This is a genomic window from uncultured Sphingomonas sp., assembly GCF_964237155.1.
Lineage (GTDB): Bacteria > Pseudomonadota > Alphaproteobacteria > Sphingomonadales > Sphingomonadaceae > Sphingomonas.
In genome coordinates, this window is the sequence record NZ_CAXSHH010000011.1 from 37,145 (window position 1) to 56,356 (window position 19,212).

General features: G+C 69.2%; 22 protein-coding genes. 16 read left to right on the forward strand and 6 right to left on the reverse strand.

Annotated elements, in window-relative coordinates; all coding sequences use genetic code 11:
- Positions 1–7: 7 nt before the first annotated feature.
- From dnaQ to ACFE71_RS04560, 7 genes are all read left to right on the forward strand, one after another.
- Complete coding sequence (gene dnaQ / locus ACFE71_RS04530) at positions 8–694, forward strand: DNA polymerase III subunit epsilon (protein WP_375427623.1); 687 nt, start codon at positions 8–10, stop codon at positions 692–694.
- 21 nt (positions 695–715) lie between these two features.
- Positions 716–1,321: a ribosome hibernation-promoting factor, HPF/YfiA family gene (hpf, locus tag ACFE71_RS04535; RefSeq protein WP_375427624.1), complete on the forward strand. Its 606-nt coding sequence runs from the start codon at positions 716–718 to the stop codon at positions 1,319–1,321.
- Positions 1,322–1,349: 28 nt separating this feature from the next.
- Positions 1,350–1,817 (forward strand): PTS sugar transporter subunit IIA, encoded by a 468-nt coding sequence (locus tag ACFE71_RS04540; protein WP_375427625.1) that lies wholly within the window; start codon positions 1,350–1,352, stop codon positions 1,815–1,817.
- Complete coding sequence (locus ACFE71_RS04545; protein ID WP_375427626.1) at positions 1,804–2,259, forward strand: PaaI family thioesterase; 456 nt, start codon at positions 1,804–1,806, stop codon at positions 2,257–2,259. Before ACFE71_RS04540 ends, ACFE71_RS04545 begins: the two co-directional genes overlap by 14 nt.
- Complete coding sequence (locus ACFE71_RS04550; RefSeq protein ID WP_375427627.1) at positions 2,256–2,594, forward strand: DUF1491 family protein; 339 nt, start codon at positions 2,256–2,258, stop codon at positions 2,592–2,594. Before ACFE71_RS04545 ends, ACFE71_RS04550 begins: the two co-directional genes overlap by 4 nt.
- 208 nt (positions 2,595–2,802) lie before the next feature.
- The gene (locus ACFE71_RS04555; protein WP_375427628.1) at positions 2,803–3,408 is read left to right on the forward strand and encodes a cell wall hydrolase; all 606 of its coding nucleotides are present in this window, start codon (positions 2,803–2,805) and stop codon (positions 3,406–3,408) included.
- Between the two features lie 133 nt (positions 3,409–3,541).
- Positions 3,542–4,039 carry an MmcB family DNA repair protein gene (locus ACFE71_RS04560; protein ID WP_375427629.1) on the forward strand — a complete coding sequence of 166 codons (498 nt, stop codon included), beginning with the start codon at positions 3,542–3,544 and terminating at the stop codon, positions 4,037–4,039.
- Here the strand turns inward: ACFE71_RS04560 and ACFE71_RS04565 are convergent.
- Entirely contained in the window at positions 4,036–4,632 is a 597-nt protein-coding gene (locus ACFE71_RS04565) for an ankyrin repeat domain-containing protein (protein ID WP_375427630.1), read from the reverse strand. The genes ACFE71_RS04560 and ACFE71_RS04565 overlap by 4 nt on opposite strands.
- 77 nt (positions 4,633–4,709) lie before the next feature.
- On the opposite strand from ACFE71_RS04565, the gene ACFE71_RS04570 reads away from it, so the two are divergent.
- Genes ACFE71_RS04570 through ACFE71_RS04580 form a run of 3 tightly spaced genes read left to right on the forward strand, consistent with a single transcriptional unit; the run spans position 4,710 to position 6,426 of the window.
- Complete coding sequence (locus ACFE71_RS04570) at positions 4,710–5,300, forward strand: SCO family protein (protein ID WP_375427631.1); 591 nt, start codon at positions 4,710–4,712, stop codon at positions 5,298–5,300.
- Entirely contained in the window at positions 5,288–5,728 is a 441-nt protein-coding gene (locus ACFE71_RS04575; protein WP_375427632.1) for a YcgN family cysteine cluster protein, read from the forward strand. The genes ACFE71_RS04570 and ACFE71_RS04575 overlap by 13 nt, the downstream gene beginning before the upstream one ends.
- Positions 5,725–6,426, forward strand: coding sequence for a M48 family metallopeptidase (locus ACFE71_RS04580; RefSeq protein WP_375427633.1), 702 nt, complete (start codon positions 5,725–5,727; stop codon positions 6,424–6,426). The genes ACFE71_RS04575 and ACFE71_RS04580 overlap by 4 nt, the downstream gene beginning before the upstream one ends.
- On the opposite strand, the gene ACFE71_RS04585 is transcribed toward ACFE71_RS04580, so the two are convergent.
- The 5 genes from ACFE71_RS04585 to ACFE71_RS04605 are packed head-to-tail and all read right to left on the reverse strand — an operon-like array spanning position 6,396 to position 11,826.
- Complete coding sequence (locus tag ACFE71_RS04585; protein WP_375427634.1) at positions 6,396–8,531, reverse strand: transglycosylase domain-containing protein; 2,136 nt, start codon at positions 8,529–8,531, stop codon at positions 6,396–6,398. The two genes, ACFE71_RS04580 and ACFE71_RS04585, sit on opposite strands and share 31 nt — an antisense overlap.
- A gap of 55 nt (positions 8,532–8,586) precedes the next feature.
- Positions 8,587–8,982 (reverse strand): peptide-methionine (R)-S-oxide reductase MsrB, encoded by a 396-nt coding sequence (gene msrB, locus ACFE71_RS04590; RefSeq protein ID WP_375427644.1) that lies wholly within the window; start codon positions 8,980–8,982, stop codon positions 8,587–8,589.
- A gap of 38 nt (positions 8,983–9,020) precedes the next feature.
- Positions 9,021–10,109, reverse strand: coding sequence for an NAD(P)/FAD-dependent oxidoreductase (locus tag ACFE71_RS04595; protein WP_375427635.1), 1,089 nt, complete (start codon positions 10,107–10,109; stop codon positions 9,021–9,023).
- Positions 10,088–10,732 (reverse strand): methyltransferase domain-containing protein, encoded by a 645-nt coding sequence (locus ACFE71_RS04600; RefSeq protein WP_375427645.1) that lies wholly within the window; start codon positions 10,730–10,732, stop codon positions 10,088–10,090. Before ACFE71_RS04600 ends, ACFE71_RS04595 begins: the two co-directional genes overlap by 22 nt.
- A 32-nt stretch (positions 10,733–10,764) precedes the next feature.
- Positions 10,765–11,826, reverse strand: a complete 1,062-nt coding sequence (locus tag ACFE71_RS04605; protein WP_375427636.1) for a type III polyketide synthase — start codon at positions 11,824–11,826, stop codon at positions 10,765–10,767.
- Positions 11,827–11,962: 136 nt separating this feature from the next.
- On the opposite strand from ACFE71_RS04605, the gene ACFE71_RS04610 reads away from it, so the two are divergent.
- The 6 genes from ACFE71_RS04610 to ACFE71_RS04635 form a co-directional block, all read left to right on the forward strand.
- The gene (locus ACFE71_RS04610; RefSeq protein ID WP_375427637.1) at positions 11,963–13,084 is read left to right on the forward strand and encodes a DUF3616 domain-containing protein; all 1,122 of its coding nucleotides are present in this window, start codon (positions 11,963–11,965) and stop codon (positions 13,082–13,084) included.
- A gap of 361 nt (positions 13,085–13,445) precedes the next feature.
- A complete protein-coding gene (locus tag ACFE71_RS04615; RefSeq protein ID WP_375427638.1) occupies positions 13,446–15,023 on the forward strand; it encodes a 2-isopropylmalate synthase in 1,578 nt (525 codons plus the stop codon).
- Positions 15,023–16,432, forward strand: coding sequence for a 3-isopropylmalate dehydratase large subunit (leuC, locus tag ACFE71_RS04620; RefSeq protein ID WP_375427639.1), 1,410 nt, complete (start codon positions 15,023–15,025; stop codon positions 16,430–16,432). Before ACFE71_RS04615 ends, leuC begins: the two co-directional genes overlap by 1 nt.
- A complete protein-coding gene (leuD, locus tag ACFE71_RS04625) occupies positions 16,429–17,010 on the forward strand; it encodes a 3-isopropylmalate dehydratase small subunit (RefSeq protein ID WP_375427640.1) in 582 nt (193 codons plus the stop codon). The genes leuC and leuD overlap by 4 nt, the downstream gene beginning before the upstream one ends.
- 131 nt (positions 17,011–17,141) lie before the next feature.
- Positions 17,142–18,548, forward strand: a complete 1,407-nt coding sequence (locus ACFE71_RS04630; RefSeq protein WP_375427646.1) for a circularly permuted type 2 ATP-grasp protein — start codon at positions 17,142–17,144, stop codon at positions 18,546–18,548.
- A 12-nt stretch (positions 18,549–18,560) separates the two neighbouring features.
- A partial coding sequence (locus tag ACFE71_RS04635; RefSeq protein WP_375427641.1) for an alpha-E domain-containing protein occupies positions 18,561–19,212 on the forward strand: 652 nt, incomplete at its 3' end.

A 19,212-nucleotide genomic window follows, 5' to 3' on the forward strand; every position in this document is an offset into this window, starting at 1 on the left:
CGTCCCGATGCGCGAGATCGTCTTCGATACCGAGACCACCGGCTTCGACTTCTCCCGGGGCGACCGCCTGGTCGAGATCGGCTGCATCGAGATCGTCAACCGCGTCGAGACCGGGCGCAGCTTCCACGCCTACCACCATCCTGAACGTCCGATGCCGCCCGAGGCCGCGGCGGTGCACGGCCTGACCGACGCCTTCCTGTCGGACAAGCCGCTCTTTCACACCCGCGCCGACGAACTGCTCGCCTTCCTGGGCGACTCGCCGCTCGTCGCGCACAACGCCACCTTCGATTTCGGCTTCTTGAACGGCGAGCTCCAGAAATGCGGCCGGGCGCCCATTCCGTTGACGCGCATGGTCGACACGCTGCCGATGGCCCGCACCCGCCATCCCGGCGCCAAGCATACGCTCGACGCGCTCTGCTCGCGCTTCGGCATCGACCGCTCGCACCGCGTCGTCCACGGCGCGCTGCTCGACGCGCAACTGCTGGCGCAGGTTTATGTCGAGCTGACCGGGGGCCGCCAGATCGGCCTGGGACTTCTCGCCGACAAGCCGGACGCCGTCGCGCCCGTTACAGCCGCCTCCCCGCGCATCGACCGGCCGCCCAGGATTTTCGACGTGCCGGCGGGAGAACTTGCCGCCCACCGAGCGTTCATCGCCACCCTCGCCGATCCCCTCTGGGACCCGGCGACGCAGTAACAACGAAAACGGAGTGAGTTCATGGAGATTCGGGTATCCGGCCATCAGGTCGACGTGGGCGACGCGCTCAAGACCCATGTCGAGGACCGTCTCCAGGCGATCGCGACCAAGTATTTCGCCCGCGCCGTCTCGTCCAACGTCACCTTCGGCAAGGGGCCGCATGACAATGGCTTCACCTGCGACATCGTGACGCACGTCACGCGCGGGCTGGTGCTCAAGGGTCGCCACGACGCGCAGGACGCGCATCTCGCCTTCAACGGCGCGGCCGATCACGTTGACAAGCAGCTCCGCCGCTACATGCGCCGCCTGAAGGATCATCACGCCGTCGACACCGCCGGGATCGCCGAGGCGGGTGCCTACGACAACGCCCGCTACACGCTGTTCCAGGACGCCCAGGCCGACGAGGTGGAGGCGCCCGACGCACCCCTGATCATCGCCGAGACGCGCGTCGACGTGCCGGAGGCGAGCGTGGGCGACGCCGTGATGATGCTCGATCTCCGCAACACGAGCGCGCTGCTGTTCAAGAATTCGGGAACCGGCGATCACAACATGGTCTATCGGCGCGGCGACGGGACGATAGGGTGGGTGGAGCCCGGTGCCGAGCGGCAGCCGGCCACGCCCGGCTGACCCGCCCAAGCCCGGAGTCCGCCTAAGCATGTCCGATCTCAGCGACCTGTTACGGCCCGAAGCGGTCGTCTTCGACCTCCCGGTCGGCAATAAGAAGGCGCTGCTCCAGGCCATGGCCGGTCTCGTCGCGCCGCAGATCGGTCTCGATACACGCCATGTCGCCGACCGCCTGAGCGAGCGCGAGCGGCTCGGCTCGACCGGCTTTGGCCACGGCGTGGCCATCCCGCACGGACGCGTCGACGGATCGACGCAGATCGTCGGAGCGTTCGCTCGCCTCGCCCACCCGATAGAGTACCAGGCCGTCGACGACCTGCCCGTCGATCTCGCCTTCCTGCTGCTCTCGCCCGTCGATGCGGGCGCCGCCCACCTGAAAGCGCTCGCCCGGGTCTCGCGCACGTTGCGCGACCCCCGCTTCCTTGCCAAATTACGCGGAGCCGGATCGCGTGACGCGCTCTACGCGCTGTTCGCGACGGACGAGGCGCGTGACGCGGCCTGAAGGCGAAGCGGCGCATCACCGTGCACTCGAGTCGCTCTACGCCGCCGCCCCGATCAACCAGCTGTTCGACTCGACGCTCGAAATCGAGTCGGCCGGCCTCGCGCGCATCCGCTTCACGCTTGATGAACGCCACTTCCACGCCGCCGGCGCGGTTCACGGCACCGGCTATTTCAAGATGCTCGACGACGCCGCCTTTTACGCGGCCAACAGCCTCGTCACCGACCGCTTCCTGCTCACGACGGCCTTCACGCTCCTGTTCACCCAGCCGCTCGGCGTCGGTCCGGTGATCGCGGAAGGGCGCTGGACCAACGGCCGCCGCCGCGTCTTCAACGCCGATGCGCGGCTCCTCGACCTGCATGGCGAGGAGGTCGCGCGCGGGACCGGCACCTTCATGCGCTCGCGCATCCCGCTCTCCACGCTGCCCGGATATCGCCTGGCGTGAACGATCGCCTGCCCACTTCGGTGATCGCTTCCGCACTGATCCGGCGGGTCAACGACGCGGGCGGCTTCGCCACGCTGCGCGCCAGGGGCGACGCGCAAGGGGGCGCGCTCCTGCTGATCGCGACGGCGCAAGGAGCCTCGCCTAAGTTGTTCGAGCGCGGGATCGGTGCATCCGGCACGGTGCAACCGATCAATTCGACTCCCACGGACGACTCCATGGAGAATATCGAGGAATATTGGCGCAAACGTCGCGTGAGCGATCCCGATCTATGGATAATCGAACTGGACGGCCCGGACGCGGAACGGTTCGCCGTGGAAACGCTGAGTTGCCGTTGACGCTATCGCTAGCGTGAACAAAGGGCGACCGATCGAAATCAGCGTTGTGCCGAGCCCGTGTGCGATACGGTGGCGGTTACGCAGTCGGGGGGCATCCAGGACCGGCGCGCAGGCTTGTATGACTCAAGCCGCGTCGCTCGTTCGCGAACCAACCGCATATTTGTGACGACCAGTGACGGCCATACAACGAACCACCGCGATCGCGGCGATGACTTTCGCCCTTGGCGGCCTGATTTCCACCAGTACCATCACCAACGCCGCCGAAATCGATCGGCCCGCGCTGGCCCCCATGACCATCAATGCCGCCGACAACGCATCGGCGCGGACGCTGGTTCCCTCCGTTTTCCCGACGCTTGTTCCCGAAATCCTTACCGCGCCGAAGCCGGTGCCCGCGACCTTCAGCTCGCTCGATGCCGCCGTCGCCGCCCACGCGGTGGGCGAGGCGGGCAATGAGGAGGCGCTTCGCTGCCTCGCCACCACCGTCTATTTCGAGTCCAAGGGCGAACCGCTCGCCGGACAGCTGGCGGTTGCCCATGTCGTGCTCAACCGCGCGAGGTCGGGGCGTTTCGCCTCCGACGTTTGCGGCGTCGTCAAGCAGCGCGGCCAATTCTCCTTCGTACGCCGGGGCGTGTTGCCCGCGGTCGACGCGGTGAACCGCATGTACCGCACCGCCGAAGCGGTCGCAAAGGTCGCGCTGGCTTCGTCCTGGAAGAGTCCCGCACCCAATGCGCTGTTCTTCAATGGGCGCAAGGTCGGGCTGCCCGGGCGATTGACCAAAGTCGCGCTGATCGGGAATCACATCTTCTACAGATAAGCGCGGCCAGCGGCATGCCGCCGCCGGACTCGCGCTTACCCGGCCGGCGTGGCACCGCTACGACCGACGACGCGGCTCTGCCACGGCGCTTCACCGCCAGACTCTTGCCTTGTTCTATGCCTGTTCTTATCCGATGCGGGTGCTAACCAACCCGCCACCTTCCTGTATCGATCAAGCCGACGGCGCGCTTTGCGCGGCCGACGTGGCGCGCGGTGTCACGCGCATGCTCCACCGCCACGACCTGACCGCGATGGCGGAGGTGCCGCTCGACAATGGCCGCCGCGCCGACCTGATGGCGATCGACGCCAATGGCCGTATCGTCATTGTCGAGATCAAGGTCTCGCGCGCCGACCTGCTCGGCGACGGCAAATGGCCCGACTATCTGGGCTGCTGTGACCGTTTCTACTGGGCGCTTCCCGCCGGGTTCGACCTGTCCCCGCTCGACGCGGCGATTTTCCTGCCCGGTCGCACCGGCGTGATCGTCGCCGACCGATATGAAGCGGCGATCGTCCGCGAAGCGGCGAGCGAGGCGCTTCCCGCGCACGTCCGCAAACGCTGCACCCTCGCCTTCGCCCGGCGCGCGGCGCGGCGGATGCTCGCATTGACCGATCCGGAAGCCTACGCGGTCTAGAGCTTGGGACCCGACACCGCGCGGGCCGCGCGCTTGGGAGCGTCCTCCAGCAATTTGGCGAGCGCCGGATTGCGCGCGTCCCGCTTGACGTAATCGCGCGCCGACATGCCAGCGACGTTGTCGGTCTGGTCGGGATCGGCTCCCGCCGTCAGTAGCAGTCTCGTCATTGCGACATCGCGTCGCTGGACGGCGCGGATCAACGGCGTCTCGCCGCCGCCGTTGCCGAGGTCGACGCGCGCGCGTCCCGCGATCAGGACGGGGATCAGCCCGGCATGGCCGCCGTCGACCGCGAGCAGCAGGGGGGTGTTGCCGCGCCCGTCGCGCATGTTCGCGTCCGCGCCCTTCTGGAGCAGATAGCGCGTGTAGGGCTCGTCCCCGCGCTTCGCCACGATGTGTAGCGCGCCCTCGCCGCTGCCGCTGTCGCGGGTGTTGACGATGTTCGCACCCGGCCGGTCGAGGATCGCGAGCACGTCGTTGCCCTTGGCGTCCTTGACCGCTTGCAGGAACTTGTAACTCTCCGACTGCTGCTGCGCGCCGACCGGAGCGGCGAGCGCGAGCAGGAGGGCGGCTGGTACGAAAGCTCTTGGCGACATCGCGCGGCACCCCAGATGAGTTCGGCCGAACAGGCCGCTTGCTACCCGGTCGCTAACAGAACAAGGCTGGCCCCGTCATGAACATTCGTTTCGTCCCCGCGGCCGCCGGCCTCGCGCTGCTGCTCGCCGGGTGCGGTGCCGCGAGCCCGCCCGCCCAGCCGCCGCTGGCCGGGGCCAGGATCGGCGGACCTTTCGCGCTGATCGACGAGGCCGGCCGCGCGCGCACCGATCAGGACTTTGCGGGCCAGTGGCGCGTCATGTATTTCGGCTATACCTTCTGTCCCGACGTCTGCCCGACCGGCGCGCAGAATATCGCCGCCGGGCTGAAGCGGTTCGAGGGCGACGATCCCGGGCGCGGCGGGCGCGTGACGCCCGTCTTCGTCACGATCGATCCCGCCCGCGACACCCCCGCCGCCTTGAAGAGCTTCACCGCCGCTTTCCACCCGCGGATGGTCGGCCTGACCGGCACGGAGGAGGCGATCGCCGCTGTCGCCAAGTCGTACGGCGCGTACCGCGCCAAGGGCGACGTGTCGCCGGGCGGCGGCTACCTGATGGATCACAGCGACCAGGCCTATCTTATGGATCCCCAGGGCAAGCCGATCGCGCTCATCCCGCACGAGCAGGGCTCGGCCGCGGTCGCGGCCGAGCTGGCGCGATGGGTGAAATGACGCGTTTCTGGGAGGACGCGCCGCTCGACCGCCTCGACCGCGCGCAGTGGGAACAGCTGTGCGACGGCTGCGGCAAATGCTGCATCCATAAGCTTGAGGACGAGGACACGGGCGAACTCGTGGCGACCAACGTCGCCTGCCGGCTGCTCGACCGGCGCAGCGGGCAATGCTCCAACTATCGGCACCGCCGCGCCTTCGTATCCGAATGCGTGCGGCTGACGCCCGGCAACGTGCACGGGATAGACTGGCTGCCCTCGACTTGCGCCTACCGCCTGCGTGCGGCCGGCGAGCCCCTGCCCGACTGGCACCACCTCAATTCGGGCGACCGCGAGGCGGTTCACCGCGCCGGCGTATCGGTGCGCGGCTGGACGATCAGCGAGGACGAAGCGGGCGATTTGGAGAACCACGTCGTCGACCGGATCCTGTGACGCCTTCCGATCCCGTGACGGACGACGCGTTCGATGTCGTCCGCCACCCCCGCGCCAGACGAGCGCGGCTGACCTTCGATCCCGCGAGCGGCCGCGCGCGGCTCGTACTCCCGGTGCGCGCGGCGCTCAAGCCCGCGCTCGCCTGGGCGCGCGGCAGGACCGACTGGATCGACGAGCAGCGCGCGGCGCTTCCACCGGCGCTGCCGTTCGCGCCGGGCACGATCATCGAGGTCGCCGATGAGCGGCTGGAGCTGTGTTGGCGACCGGGTGGCCGCCGAACGCTGGTGCGCGAGGACGGTCGACTGGTGGCCGAGGGTCCGGTCGAAACGATCCCGCGCCGCGTCGACGCATGGTTGAAGCGCGCGAGCCTCGACCTGCTCGCCTGCGAGACCGACGAGTTCGCGGTCAAGGCCGGGGTGACCGTCACCAGGGTCATGGTCGGCGATGCGCGCGGTCGCTGGGGCAGTTGCTCGGGGAGCGGTGCGATCCGTTATAGCTGGCGTCTGCTGCTCGCGCCCGGCTGGGTGCGCCGCGCCACCGTCGCGCACGAGGTCGCGCACCGCGTCCATATGAACCACGGCCCTGCCTTTCACGCGCTGGTGCGCGATCTGCTCGGCGCGGATCCGACGCCGGCGCGCGCGTGGCTACGGACGCACGGCGCGCGGCTTCATTGGATCGGGCGCTCTTCCCCCTCATAGCCGCGCGGCGGCTCGCGTCGGGACTCGTCGCGCGGCGAAAGTTCGCGGCGTGGCCGGTCGTCACGTCCGGTCGCGCGGTCGATCCAGTCCTGATCCATCCGCTCGGGCGAACCCTCTTGCGGCGTCGGGGGCGCCGGGCGCGGATCGAACTCGGGCGGGGCGGGGGCGGTGGCCGGAGCCTCCTCGCCGACCGCGAACGGATTGCCATTCTCGTCGACGAAGGTCGTATTGTCAGGGGCGCCGAAATAGCTCTCCTCGTCGGGCTCTAGCTGCCATTCGGGAAGCGTCACCTCCGTCTCGAATTGCTCGATGGGGCGTTTGGCCACCGCCGCGCGCATGAATTGCGCAAAGGCCCGGGCGGGCGCGCGGCCGCCCGACAGCCCCGCCACGGGCCGGGCGTTGTCGCGCCCCATCCAGACGCCTGTCGTCAGGCCGCTGGAGAAGCCCAGGAACCAGCCGTCCTTGGCGGAGGTGGTCGTGCCCGTCTTGCCCGCGACCGGCCGCCCGATCTGCGCCTCGCGCCCCGTGCCCGCGTTCACCGCGGTCTGAAGCAGGTCGGTCATCTGCGCGGCCACGTACGGCGCGACGAGGACGCGCGAGCGGTCGACCTCGTGCCGGTAAATCTCCTCCCCGTTCGCGCTCACCCGCGTGATGCCGAACGGCACCACCGCGACGCCCTTGGACGCGACGGAGGCGAAGGCGCGCGTCATGTCGATCAGGCGTACGTTGGACGTGCCGAGCACCATCGATGGCCGCGTGTTGACGGGCGTGGTGATCCCGAACCGCCGCGCCATGTCGGCCACCGTCGAGAAGCCGACCTCCTGCCCCAGCTTGGCCGCGATCGTGTTCAGCGAATAGGCGAAGGCGGTCCGCAGGGTGACCGCGCCGGAGTTCCGCCTTGAGTCGTTCCGTGGGCTCCAGCCCTCGATCGTCACAGGCTCGTCGACCAGCGAGTCCTCGGGCTTATGCCCGTTCTCCAGCGCGGCGAGATAGACGAACAGCTTGAAGGCGGAGCCCGGCTGGCGCTGCGCCTGGGTCGCGCGATTGTAGATGGACGACACGTAATCGCGCCCGCCCACCATCGCGCGCACCGCGCCGTCCCGGTCGAGCGACACCAGCGCGCCCTGCGTTCCCGCCGGGGTCTGCGCGCGGATCGCGGCGTCGGCCGCGCGCTGCATCGCGGGGTCGAGCGTGGTCCACACTTCCAGCGGCGCGTCCTGCTCGTCGATCAGCAGGTCGAGCTGCGGGAGCGCCCAGTCGGTGAAATAGCGCACGCTGTTCTGCCTGGGCGCGGGCTCCAGTCGCAGGTCCTCGGGGTCGGCGTCGGCGGCTTCGGCGGGCGTGATCGCGCCCGTCTCGATCATCGTGTTCAGCACCACTCCCGCACGGCCCTGAGCCGCCTCCGCGTCGGCGGTGGGGGAGTAGTTGGACGGCGCCTTGACCAGCCCGGCGATGACCGCGGCCTCCGACAGGCTCAGCCGGCCCGCCCCGTGGCCAAAGAAACGCCTGCTGGCGGCATCGATGCCGTACGCGCCGCCGCCGTAATAGACCTTGTTCAGATACAGCTCGAGGATCTGGTCCTTCGAGAATTTGCGCTCCATCGCCAGCGCCAGGATCCACTCGCGGAACTTGCGCCCGAACTTTTTCTGGCTGGACAGGAAGACGTTGCGCGCGAGCTGCTGGGTGATCGTCGACCCGCCTTGCGTCCACCGCCCGCGCTCGATGCGCACCTTGGCCGCGCGCGCCAGGCCGATCGGGTCGACGCCGGGGTGGCGGCGGAAGCGTCGATCCTCGACCGACACCGTCGCGTCGCGCATGACCTGCGGGATCTGGCCATATGGAAGCCACTGGCCGTAACTGGGCCCCAAGGACACCAGGATCGACCCATCGACGGCATGGACGCGGATCATCTGGCCATTGGGCGACGATCGCAGCTGGTCGAAGCTGGGCAGCTGCGACCGGGTCACGTAGACCGCGATCACCAGCGCGCCCAGCCCGAGCGCCCCGATCGCCAGGAGGACCTGCGCCGTGCGGACGATGCGCCGACGCCATCGGGAGCGCCGGGGCGGAGGGGAACGCCGGGCTGTGGGGATGCGCGCTGACATGGAAGGCACGCAGGGTTAGCCGTTCGGCATGAACGCGGCAAGAACGCCGCGCCGCTCAGCTCCGCGGGCGGAATTCCAGCGACACCGAATTCATGCAGTAACGCTGGCCGGTCGGCGGCGGGCCGTCGGGAAAAACGTGGCCTAGGTGGCTGTCGCACCGGGCGCACCGCGTCTCCGTGCGCGCCATCCCATGGCTGGTGTCGGTGTGGTCGCTGACCCGGTCGGGTTCGATCGCCTGCGTGAAGCTGGGCCAGCCCGATCCCGAGTCGTATTTGTCCGCGCTGTCGAACAGCTCGAGCTGACACGCGGCGCAGCGGTAGATCCCGTCGGCCTTGTTGTCGTTGTGGCGGCCCGAAAAGGCGCGCTCGGTGCCCGCCTCGCGCAGCACGTTGAATTGCTCGGGGGAAAGGCGCTTGCGCCACTCGTTCTCGGACAGGTCCAGGCGTTCCATTCCGTTCATTTCGGCCCCCTCATGCTCGTGTTCAAGCCTCACGTCATCCTGGTCGCGCGCGCAATCACCTGGATCATGAACGGCGCGCGGCCGAGCCAGGGCAAGGCGCGCGGGGCGATCGGCCCCTCGGCCAGGTCGCGCATCAATCCCGCGATGCGGACCGGGCGCGCGGTCCGGGCGGCGAAGCGGCGCTGCCATCCCGCGCTCCCCGACGCGCCGTCGGCCAAGTAGGCGGCCGCCGCCGAACAGCCGCTGGCGATCGCGATGCCCATCCCTTCGCCCGCCAGCGAGGGGATCACCGCCGCCTGGTCGCCCAGCCGGAACAGGCCCGACACGCCCTCGCGCATCCGCCAGCCATAGGGGACGTTCGCGACGGCATCGACGCCGCATCCCGACTCGCGCATCGCCAGCCGGTCGCCGAATGCCGGCGTCTCGCGCGCGATCGCCCGGAGCAGCCGGTCGGGCGATCCGGCTTCGCGCAGCCGCGATCGGCGGACGGCGAGGCACAGGTTGGCCGACCCGTCCTCCTGCACCGCCAACCCGGCATAGCCGCGATCGAACAGGTGCAACTCGATCGCGTCCTCGATCCGGCGACGCATTGCGTCCGACGGCGCGAGCCGGACGCGGAGCCCAAGCGCGGGGTCGTCATCCGGCCCCGGCGTCGGTCGCGCCAGGCCGCGCAGGTCATGCTTGCCCGTGGCCAGGAAAAGCGTCTCGGGCGACAGCGTCGTCCCGTCCGCGAGCACCACCGATCCCGCATCGACGCTCCTGACCGCCGCCCCGCGTTCCACGCCTGCGCCCGCCCGCTCGGCCTCCGCGAGCATGACGGTATCGAACGTGCGCCTGGACACCGCCAGCGCGGGATGGGGCAGGGGGGCTTCGACCGCGCGCCCGCCCGCGAAGACATGGACGCGTCCGATCCGCCGCCTGCTCAACCGGTCCGGATCGATCCCGAGCGCGCGCAACCGGTCGAGCGTCCGCCAGCTCAGGAACCCGCCGCAGAGCGCGTCGCCCGTCTCGCGGGAACGCTCGAGCATCGTCGGTCGCGCCCCGCCGCGCGCCAGCCCGATCGCCGCCGCGCTGCCGGCGGGTCCGGCACCGACGATCAGCGCAGTCGTTCGACGCATAACCGGAACGGAAAGGCGCGGAACACGCGCGCATCGTCGATGCCCGCTTCCGCCAGGATGGCGCGCCATTCGGGCGGGCGGAACGACCGGGCGATCGACACGCGCCCGTCATGGCGCACGATCGGATGCCATCGGGCAAGGGCGGCGAGCAGCGGGAAGCCCGCATGAGCGACCGGGTGGCGATGGAGGTCGTTGACGAACCAGCTCCGCGCGTTCGTCTCCATGAATCCGAGGAAGGTGATCAACTGCACGGGCGTCATATGGTGCGCGACCATGCTCGATACGACCGCGTCCCACCCGCCGGCCTGATCGGTATAATCGCCCGTGATGAAACGGATGGGCATGTCGCCCGGCGTGTGGGCGGCGGCGGCGGGCGCGCTACGCGGATTGAGATCGACGCCGACCAGCTCGGCCGCGATATCATGCCGCACCGCCCAGCGCGCGATGCTGCGCAGCATATCGCCATCTCCGAAGCCGACATCGAGCAGCCGCAACCGCCCGCTCCGGACCACGCGCTTCAAAAAGGCGAGCGTGGGCCGCCGGGCGAGGGTCGCCGTGTTCACTCGCGCCAAATCGCCGACCAACGCGGCGTAGGTCGCGGGATCGAGATCGTCGGCATCCATCAGCTCGTCGGCGGTGGATCGGACGACCAGGCTCAAGCGGCGCTCCGGAACCCGAAGCCCTCGGCCGCGAGCCCGGGACCGAAAGCGAGTGCCAGGCCCTCCCGGATCGCCGGTGCCTCTAACAGCCGGGCGAGCACGAACATCAACGTCGCCGAAGACATGTTGCCGTGCTCGGCGAGCACCGCGCGCGAGGCCTCCAACGCGTGCGCGGGCAGGCGGAGCGCGGTCTGCACCGCATCCAGGATCGACCGCCCGCCCGCATGCACGGCCCAGCCGTCGATCGCGTCGGCGGCGCGTCCGCCGGTCGCGTCGCGGGCGAAATCGGTGTGCGCCAGCGCATGCGCGATCCGTCCCGGCACCTCGCCCGACAGGTGCATGGCGAAACCGTGGTCGGTGATGTTCCACCGGATCAGCGCCTCCGAGTCGGGGAGCGTCGTCGCGAAGGGCCGGTCGATCGCGAAGCCTAGCGGCTCCGCCGTCACCAGCGCCGCGGCGGCGCCGTCGCCGAACTGGAGCATGGCGAGCAGCGGTTCGAGTTCACGGGCTTCCTGCAGGTGCAAGGTGGAGAGTTCGACCGTGACGACCAGGACGCGCGCGGCCTCGTCGGAACGGACGATGTGGCGCGCGGTGCGGAGCGCCGCGACCGCCGCGTAGCAACCCATGAAGCCGACAAGGAGACGTTCGACCGAGGGCGACAGCGCCAGCCGGCGCGCGACGATCTGATCGATGCCGGGCGCGACGAAGCCGGTGCAGCTGGCCACCACCAGATGCGTGATCCCGTCCAGCGACGCGCGTTCGGATAGCGCCGCGACGGCCCGGAGCGCGAGATCGGGCGCCGCTTCCGCGTAGATGGCCATCCGGCGCGCGGTGCCGGGACGTTCGCCGTCATAGAATCCCTCCGACTCGACCGGCGAGCCGCCGCCCGGCGTCACGGGAAGCACCGACCAGCGGTGGCGGATGCCGGCGCGCGTCGCCATGCGGTCGAACAGCTTGCCTTCGTGCGTCGGCACGCGCGCGCGCGCCCAGGCGATGAAGGCGTCGTGGATGTCATGGGTGGGCACCGCGGTGCCGATGGCGTTGATGTGGGGCGTCAAGCTTGCAACTCGGAGGAATAACGTCCCTAAACGCGCCAGCCGGGATAAGTGCCCTGCGCACCCGTCCGGAGGGTTTGGGAGGATATCCATTCACCATTCGGGGTGCACCGAGATCCGCCAAGCCAGGAAGGCGTCCATGCCCAAGAACTCCCATTCGCGCTCGACTTGGCCTCCGACCACACCGCCGTCGGGCGAGGAACGCCTGGTGCTCGATGCGGATTGCGGGGGCGCCGACGATCCGGCGCTGGATCTGTCGGCCGCCGCGCGGCATGGAACCACCTTATTCCTCGGCGGCGACGAGGGCGTGTGCATCGAGCGGTTAAGCCGCGGCGACTCGGCATGGCTCGATCACAAGCGCCTTCCGCTCGATGCCGTCCTGGACCTCGATTCCGCCGACGAGGCCGACATCGAGGGGCTCGCCGAGGATGATGGATGGCTTTGGGTGTTGGGATCGCACGCGCGAACCCGGCCGAAGATCGGGAAGGGCGACGACGACCGGATCGACCTGGATGCGTTTGCGACACTGAACGACACACTCCCCCGCTGCCTCCTTGCCCGCTTACCGTTGGTTCCCGATCCCGACGCGCCTGGGACGATGCTTCCGGTATCGACCGACGGGGTTCGCCGTGCGGGCATGTTGCGGCAAACGAAACGCGGCAACCGGCTCGCGCGGATGATGGCGGAAAGTCCGCTCCTGAAGCCGTTTACGCTCATCGCCGCCAAAGAGGGCGGGATCGACCTTGAGGGTGTCGCGGTCGCGGGCACCAGGGTCGCGATCGGTATGCGCGGGCCCGTGATCCAGACCTATGCGGTATTGCTCGAGCTCGAGATCGTCGCCAAGCCGTCGGGTCGCCTGACGATCGCCGGGCCTCTCCACAAGCGGCTCCTCGAGCTGGATGGGCTGGGCATCCGCGACCTGAAGCGTGATGGCTCGGACCTTCTGATCCTCGGTGGACCGACCACGGGGCTCGACGGGCCGTGCGCGATCTATCGCTGGACCGATTGGCTCGGTGATCCGGCGCGGGACGACAAAGTCGTGCGGCGGCACAGACCGGAACGGATCATCGACCTGCCTTTCGGACGCGGCAATGATCATCCGGAAGGGCTGGTTCTCCTGGACGTGGACGGTGGCGGGCGCGAGCTCATGGTGATCTGCGACGGCCCGGCCACCCACCGGATCGATTTGACGACGCGGAGCCTGAGGTGCGACCGGTTCCATCTGCCGAACGGGACCTTGGCTCGGGAAGAGCCGGCATGACCAGGATCGCGAAAAGCGCCCGCGCGAGATCCGTCCCATGAGCTCGTGTTCATGACCGGTCGTGCTGGACCGGGGAGCGGTGAAGCGGTTCGCCCCCGACCACGGGGCTTACCCAAGGCCTGGGGACAATGAACGTAACAAGACAACAATCGGCGTCCTCCCGGGCATTCATAGTTACGTGTGAAACGAACATGCGGAAACTCTATTGCTCGCTCTGGCGATATGTGTATCCTGATGGACATGCTTCTGTTTCTTGTCCGCTCGCTTCGACTTATCCGCCCCTGAGCGGCGGCGCGGCCTGACATCCCAAGCCCGCGGCGCTCAGGGGATTTTTCCCGGCCCATCCAGCGCGAGCGATATCATGACCGTCCATCATCCCAACTTCGGCGCGTGTCCGCCCGATCGCGTGATCGTCTTCGACACCACTCTGCGCGACGGCGAGCAGTCGCCGGGCTTTTCGATGACCGCGCCCGAGAAACTCAGGATGGCGCACGCGCTGGCGGCGCTGGGCGTGGACGTGATCGAGGCGGGTTTTCCCGTGGCCTCGCCCGACGACTTCGCGGCCGTGCGCGGCATCGCCGGCGAAGTGCGGGGGCCCGTGATCTGTGCGTTGGCCCGCGCCGCTCGGGACGACATCACCCGCGCGGGCCAGGCGGTGCGCCCCGCCGAGCGCCGCCGCATCCACACCTTCATCTCGACCAGTCCGCTCCATATGGAACATAAGCTCCGGATGCACCCGGACGCGGTGCTGGATGCGATCACCGACTCGGTCACGCTCGCCCGCGACCTGGTCGATGACGTGGAATGGTCGGCCGAGGACGCCACCCGCACCGAACCCGAGTTCCTCCGCCGCGCCGTCGAGCGGGCGATCCGCGCGGGCGCGACCACGATCAATCTGCCCGACACGGTCGGCTACGCCTTGCCGGACGACATGGCGCGCATGTTCGCCGACATATTGGCGAACGTACCGGGTGCGGACGGGGTCATCCTGTCCACGCACAATCACGACGATCTGGGGCTCGCGGTCGCCAATACGCTGGCGTCGCTGGCGGCGGGCGCGCGCCAGGTGGAATGCACGGTCAACGGCATCGGCGAGCGCGCGGGCAATGCGGCGTTGGAGGAGGTGGTCATGGCGATCCGCACCCGCCCCGACGCCCTGCCTCTCCGAAACGGCGTACACGCCGAGAACATCGTGAAGACCTCGCGCCTGCTCGCCACCGTCACCGGCTTCGACGTCCAGCCGAACAAGGCGATCGTCGGACGCAACGCCTTCGCGCATGAAAGCGGGATCCATCAGGACGGTATGCTCAAGCACGCGGGCAGCTACGAGATAATGACGCCCGAAAGCGTCGGCTGGACGCGCTCCAACCTGGTGCTGGGCAAGCATTCGGGGCGCGCGGCTTTCCGCGCCAAGCTGGCCGAACTCGGTTACGGCGACATCGGCGACAACCGCCTGGCCGACGCGTTTCGTCGTTTCAAGGACCTGGCCGACCGCAAGAAGGTCGTGTTCGAGGAGGACCTGATCGCGCTGATCGACGACGAGCTGGTGCGCGACCATGAGCGGATCCGCTTCGTGGCGCTGTCCGTCTCGTCGAGCAGCCGCGGCGACGCGCGCGCGGAGGTGGAATTGCTGGTCGACGGCGTCTGCCGCATCGGGGCCGCCACCGGCGACGGCGCGGTCGACGCCGCCTTCAACGCCCTGCGCATCGTCTGCCCGCACGCGGCCGAACTGACGCTCTACAATGTCGGCGCGATCACCGGAGGGTCGGACGCGCAGGCGCGCACCACCGTCCGGCTGGAGGAGGACGGCCGGTCGGTGGATGGGCAGGGGGCCGATACCGACACGGTCGTCTCGGCGGTGCGCGCCTATGTCCACGCGCTGGGCAAGCTGCTCCACAAGCGAGAGCGCCGCGCCCCCCCTGAAGCGGCGGTCGGCTGATGGCGCGCACGCTCTATGACAAGCTGTTCGACGCGCATGTGGTCGCCATGCTGCCGGACGGCACCGCGATCCTCTATATCGACCGGCATCTCGTCCATGAAGTGACGAGCCCGCAGGCGTTCGAGGGCCTGCGCGCGGCGGGCAGGCCGGTGCGCCGGCCCGATCTGACGATCGCGGTGCCCGACCACAACGTTCCCACGACCGACCGGGACACCCCGATCGCCGAGCCCGAGAGCGCGCTCCAGCTCAGGACGCTGGAGCGGAATGTCCAGGAGTTCGGCGTGCCCTATATCCCGCTCACCGACGAGCGGCAGGGCATCGTCCATGTCGTCGGGCCGGAACAGGGGTTCAGCCTGCCGGGCCTGACGATCGTCTGCGGGGATAGCCACACCTCGACCCATGGCGCGTTCGGCGCGCTCGCCTTCGGCATCGGGACGTCGGAGGTCGAGCATGTGCTCGCCACCCAGACGCTGCTCCAGCGTCGCGCCCGGACGATGCGCGTCACCGCCCTCGGCCGCTTGCGCCCGGGCGTGTCGGCCAAGGACCTGGCGCTCGCGATCGTCGCCGCCATCGGCACGGCGGGCGCGACCGGCCATGCGCTGGAGTATGCGGGCGACGCGGTGCGCGCGCTCGACATGGCCGGACGGATGACCTTGTGCAACATGGCGATCGAGGCGGGCGCGCGGGCTGGGCTCGTCGCTCCCGACGAGAAGACCTTCAGCTACGTGCGAGGCCGTCCCTTCGCGCCGGGGGCGGAGGCATGGGACGCGGCGGTCGCCTGGTGGCGCACCCTGCCCGGCGATCCGGGCGCGACGTTCGACCGCGAGGTGACGATCGACGCCGCCGCCGTCCGGCCCATGGTCACCTGGGGCACGAGCCCGGAGACCGGGATCGCGATCGACGGCGCCGCGCCCGATCCGGCGACCGCGCCGGACGAGGCCGCGGCGGCGCAGATGCGCCGACAGCTCGATTACATGGGCCTGGAGCCCGGCCGGCGATTGGTGGACACGCCCGTCGACACCGTGTTCATCGGCAGCTGCACCAACGCGCGCATCGAGGATATCCGCGAGGCCGCCCGGGTCGCGGACGGCCGCCGCGTCGCTTCCCACGTCCGCGCGCTGGTCGTGCCCGGCTCCGGCCTGATCAAACGGCAGGCGGAGGAGGAGGGCCTCGCCCGCATCCTGATGGACGCGGGGTTCGAGTGGCGCGAGGCGGGCTGCTCGATGTGCCTGGGCATGAACCCCGACAGGCTTGGGGCCGGCGAGCGTTGCGCCTCCACCTCCAATCGCAATTTCGAGGGAAGGCAGGGGCCGGGCGGGCGCACCCACCTTGTTTCCCCCGCTCTCGCCGCCGCCGCCGCGGTCGCCGGGCGCTTCGTCGATCCCGCCGATCTCGAGGACGCCGCGTGAGGTCCTTCACCACCCTCACCGGCGTCGCCGCCCCCCTCCATGTCGCCAATATCGACACCGACCAGATTATCCCCGCCCGCTTCCTAAAAACCATAACCCGGACGGGGCTGGGCGCGCATCTTTTCGCGGATCTCCGCGGCGATCCGGATTTTGTCCTGAATCGACCCGCGTACGCCGACGCCGCCATCTTGGTCGCGGGCGCTAATTTCGGCTGCGGCTCCTCCCGCGAGCACGCCTCTTGGGCGCTGCTCGATCACGGCATCGCCTGCGTGATCGCGCCGAGCTTCGGCGACATCTTCGCCGGCAACGCGCTCAAGAACGGACTGCTGCCCGTGGTCCTGCCGCAGGCCGCATGCGACCTGCTGATGGGGGATGCCGAGCTCGGCGCGAACGCACGGCTCCATATCGACCTGGAGCGCCAGCTGGTGGTGCGCCCAAGTGGCGAGACCTTCGCGTTCGAGACCGATCCGCTCCGCCGCGCGATGCTGCTCGAGGGGCTCGACGATATCGGCGTAACCCTCCGTCATGCGCCCGCGATCGCGTCGTTCGAGGCCGGCCGCCAAGCTTGGTTCGCATGACGCATGTCCTCGTCCTGCCCGGCGACGGCATCCAGAGACTTTCACGGAGCCGCTTGCGCTTCCTCGCCGCAGCGCACAAACTTGCTTGAGTGACGCGGGGGTCGGGCTTGGACGTCAATGCCTTCAACGAGATGAGCGGGCATCCGGGAGGTGCCGATGGTCCCCGCGACTGCTATGCCGCCGTTGCGCGCTGGCTGGAGGAGTCGCCGGGCGACCTCCTCCAAACCCGCCGCGCACAGGCCGAGTTGTTTTTTCGACGCATCGGCATAACCTTCGCCGTCTACGGCGATGCGGATGCCGGCGAGCGGCTGATCCCCTTCGACATTGTTCCTCGCCTACTGTCCCGCCGGGAATGGGTTCGGTTGGAGGCGGGGTTGATCCAGCGTGTGACCGCGCTCAACGCGTTCCTGGCGGACATATACGGGTCGCGCGAGATCGTCCGCGCGGGCGTCGTTCCAGAGGACCTGATCCTTCGCAACCCGCAATTCCTTCTCCCCGCGATCGGTCTGAAACCCGCGCACGGCATCTACGTCCACATTGCCGGTATCGACTTGGTCCGCACCGGCCCCGATGAGTTCCACGTGCTGGAGGATAATGCCCGCACCCCGTCGGGCGTCTCGTACATGCTCGAGAACCGCGAGGTCATGCACCGGCTCCTCCCCGAACTGGTCGAACGCCACCGGGTCGCTCCGATCGAGGACTATCCCGAAAGTCTGCTGGCCACCCTCCGTTCGGTCGCGCCCCCGCGCTGCGGCGGTGATCCGATGGTGGCCGTCCTCACCCCCGGCTTTCACAACTCGGCCTATTACGAGCACAGCTTCCTGGCCGACAAGCTTGGCGTCGAGCTTGTCGAAGGCAATGACCTGTTCGTCTCCGACGACATCCTGTTCATGCGCACCACCCAAGGGCCGAAGCGCGTCGATGTCCTTTATCGCCGGGTCGACGACGCCTACCTCGATCCGCTCGTCTTCCGCCCCGACTCGGTGCTCGGCGTCCCCGGCCTCATGGCGGCGCACGCGGCAGGCAACCTCAGCGTCGCCAACGCGGTCGGCACCGGCATAGCCGACGACAAGGCGATCTACAGCTACATGCCCGAGATCGTCCGCTTCTACACCGGCCGCGACGCCATGCTGCCCAACGTTCCCACTTGGCGATGCCGTGAACCCGACGCGCTCGCTCATGTCCTCGACCGGCTTCCCGAGCTCGTCGTCAAGGAAGTGGACGGGTCCGGCGGTTACGGCATGCTCATCGGGCCTCACGCCACGTCGGGGGAGATCGCCGAGTTCCGCGCCAAGCTCGCCGCCGCGCCCGACAGGTTCATCGCCCAACCCACCCTGGCGCTCTCGACCTGTCCCACGCTCGTCGATGAGGGCCTGGCGTCCCGCCACGTCGACCTGCGCCCTTTCGTTCTCACCGGCGCGCACGGGACCAGGATCGTCCCCGGCGGGCTGACGCGCGTCGCGCTCCGTCCCGGCTCGCTGGTCGTCAATTCCAGCCAGGGCGGCGGCACCAAGGACACCTGGGTGCTCGATGACTGAAGGTCGCGCCTGATGCTGTCCCGCACCGCCGCCGCGCTGTTCTGGACGGGTCGCTATGTCGAACGCGCCGATTTCGTATCGCGCCTGGTCGAGGCGACGCTGCGCCTTGCCGCCATGCCGTCCGGCTATGGCGGCGACGTCGCCGCGTGGCGCGGGGCGCTGGCGGCCGCCGGCGTGGACGCGCCCTACGCGGCCGCGCATCCCGAGCTCGCGGAGGTAACCGCCCTGCAATACCTGTCGCTTGATCCGCTCAATCCGTCATCCATGCGTTCAAGCATCGAACAAGCGCGCACCAACGCCCGCGCCGTCCGCACCGCGCTGACAGCCGAAGTTTGGGAGTCGATCAACGCCGCCTGGCTCGAGGTCGAACGCTTCGGCCCCACGCTCGACGGGCTCGTCACGCTGAACCGTCTCCTCGACTGGGTGAAGGCCGCCGTCTTATCCTTCGATGGGGCCAACCACCGGACCATGCTGCGCGACGATGCCTACTGGTTCATTCGGCTGGGCTCCACGATCGAGCGCGCCGACAACACCGCGCGTCTGCTCGACGTGAAATATCACCTGCTCCTGCCGCGCACCGAGCCGGTCGGCGGCAGTCTCGACTATTTTCAGTGGACCACCATCCTGCGCACCGTGTCCGCGCTGACCGCCTATCGCCACGTCT

Excerpts from the sequence above, each read along its gene's own strand:
- dnaQ (WP_375427623.1), top strand. The coding sequence starts at position 8 with ATGCGCGAGATCGTCTTCGATACCGAGACCACCGGCTTCGACTTCTCC.
- hpf (WP_375427624.1), top strand. The coding sequence starts at position 716 with ATGGAGATTCGGGTATCCGGCCATCAGGTCGACGTGGGCGACGCGCTC.
- ACFE71_RS04540 (WP_375427625.1), top strand. The coding sequence starts at position 1,350 with ATGTCCGATCTCAGCGACCTGTTACGGCCCGAAGCGGTCGTCTTCGAC.
- ACFE71_RS04555 (WP_375427628.1), top strand. The coding sequence starts at position 2,803 with ATGACTTTCGCCCTTGGCGGCCTGATTTCCACCAGTACCATCACCAAC.
- ACFE71_RS04560 (WP_375427629.1), top strand. The coding sequence starts at position 3,542 with ATGCGGGTGCTAACCAACCCGCCACCTTCCTGTATCGATCAAGCCGAC.
- ACFE71_RS04565 (WP_375427630.1), bottom strand. The coding sequence starts at position 4,632 with ATGTCGCCAAGAGCTTTCGTACCAGCCGCCCTCCTGCTCGCGCTCGCC.
- ACFE71_RS04570 (WP_375427631.1), top strand. The coding sequence starts at position 4,710 with ATGAACATTCGTTTCGTCCCCGCGGCCGCCGGCCTCGCGCTGCTGCTC.
- ACFE71_RS04575 (WP_375427632.1), top strand. The coding sequence starts at position 5,288 with ATGGGTGAAATGACGCGTTTCTGGGAGGACGCGCCGCTCGACCGCCTC.
- ACFE71_RS04585 (WP_375427634.1), bottom strand. The coding sequence starts at position 8,531 with ATGTCAGCGCGCATCCCCACAGCCCGGCGTTCCCCTCCGCCCCGGCGC.
- msrB (WP_375427644.1), bottom strand. The coding sequence starts at position 8,982 with ATGGAACGCCTGGACCTGTCCGAGAACGAGTGGCGCAAGCGCCTTTCC.
- ACFE71_RS04595 (WP_375427635.1), bottom strand. The coding sequence starts at position 10,109 with ATGCGTCGAACGACTGCGCTGATCGTCGGTGCCGGACCCGCCGGCAGC.
- ACFE71_RS04600 (WP_375427645.1), bottom strand. The coding sequence starts at position 10,732 with ATGGATGCCGACGATCTCGATCCCGCGACCTACGCCGCGTTGGTCGGC.
- ACFE71_RS04610 (WP_375427637.1), top strand. The coding sequence starts at position 11,963 with ATGCCCAAGAACTCCCATTCGCGCTCGACTTGGCCTCCGACCACACCG.
- ACFE71_RS04615 (WP_375427638.1), top strand. The coding sequence starts at position 13,446 with ATGACCGTCCATCATCCCAACTTCGGCGCGTGTCCGCCCGATCGCGTG.
- leuC (WP_375427639.1), top strand. The coding sequence starts at position 15,023 with ATGGCGCGCACGCTCTATGACAAGCTGTTCGACGCGCATGTGGTCGCC.
- ACFE71_RS04630 (WP_375427646.1), top strand. The coding sequence starts at position 17,142 with ATGAGCGGGCATCCGGGAGGTGCCGATGGTCCCCGCGACTGCTATGCC.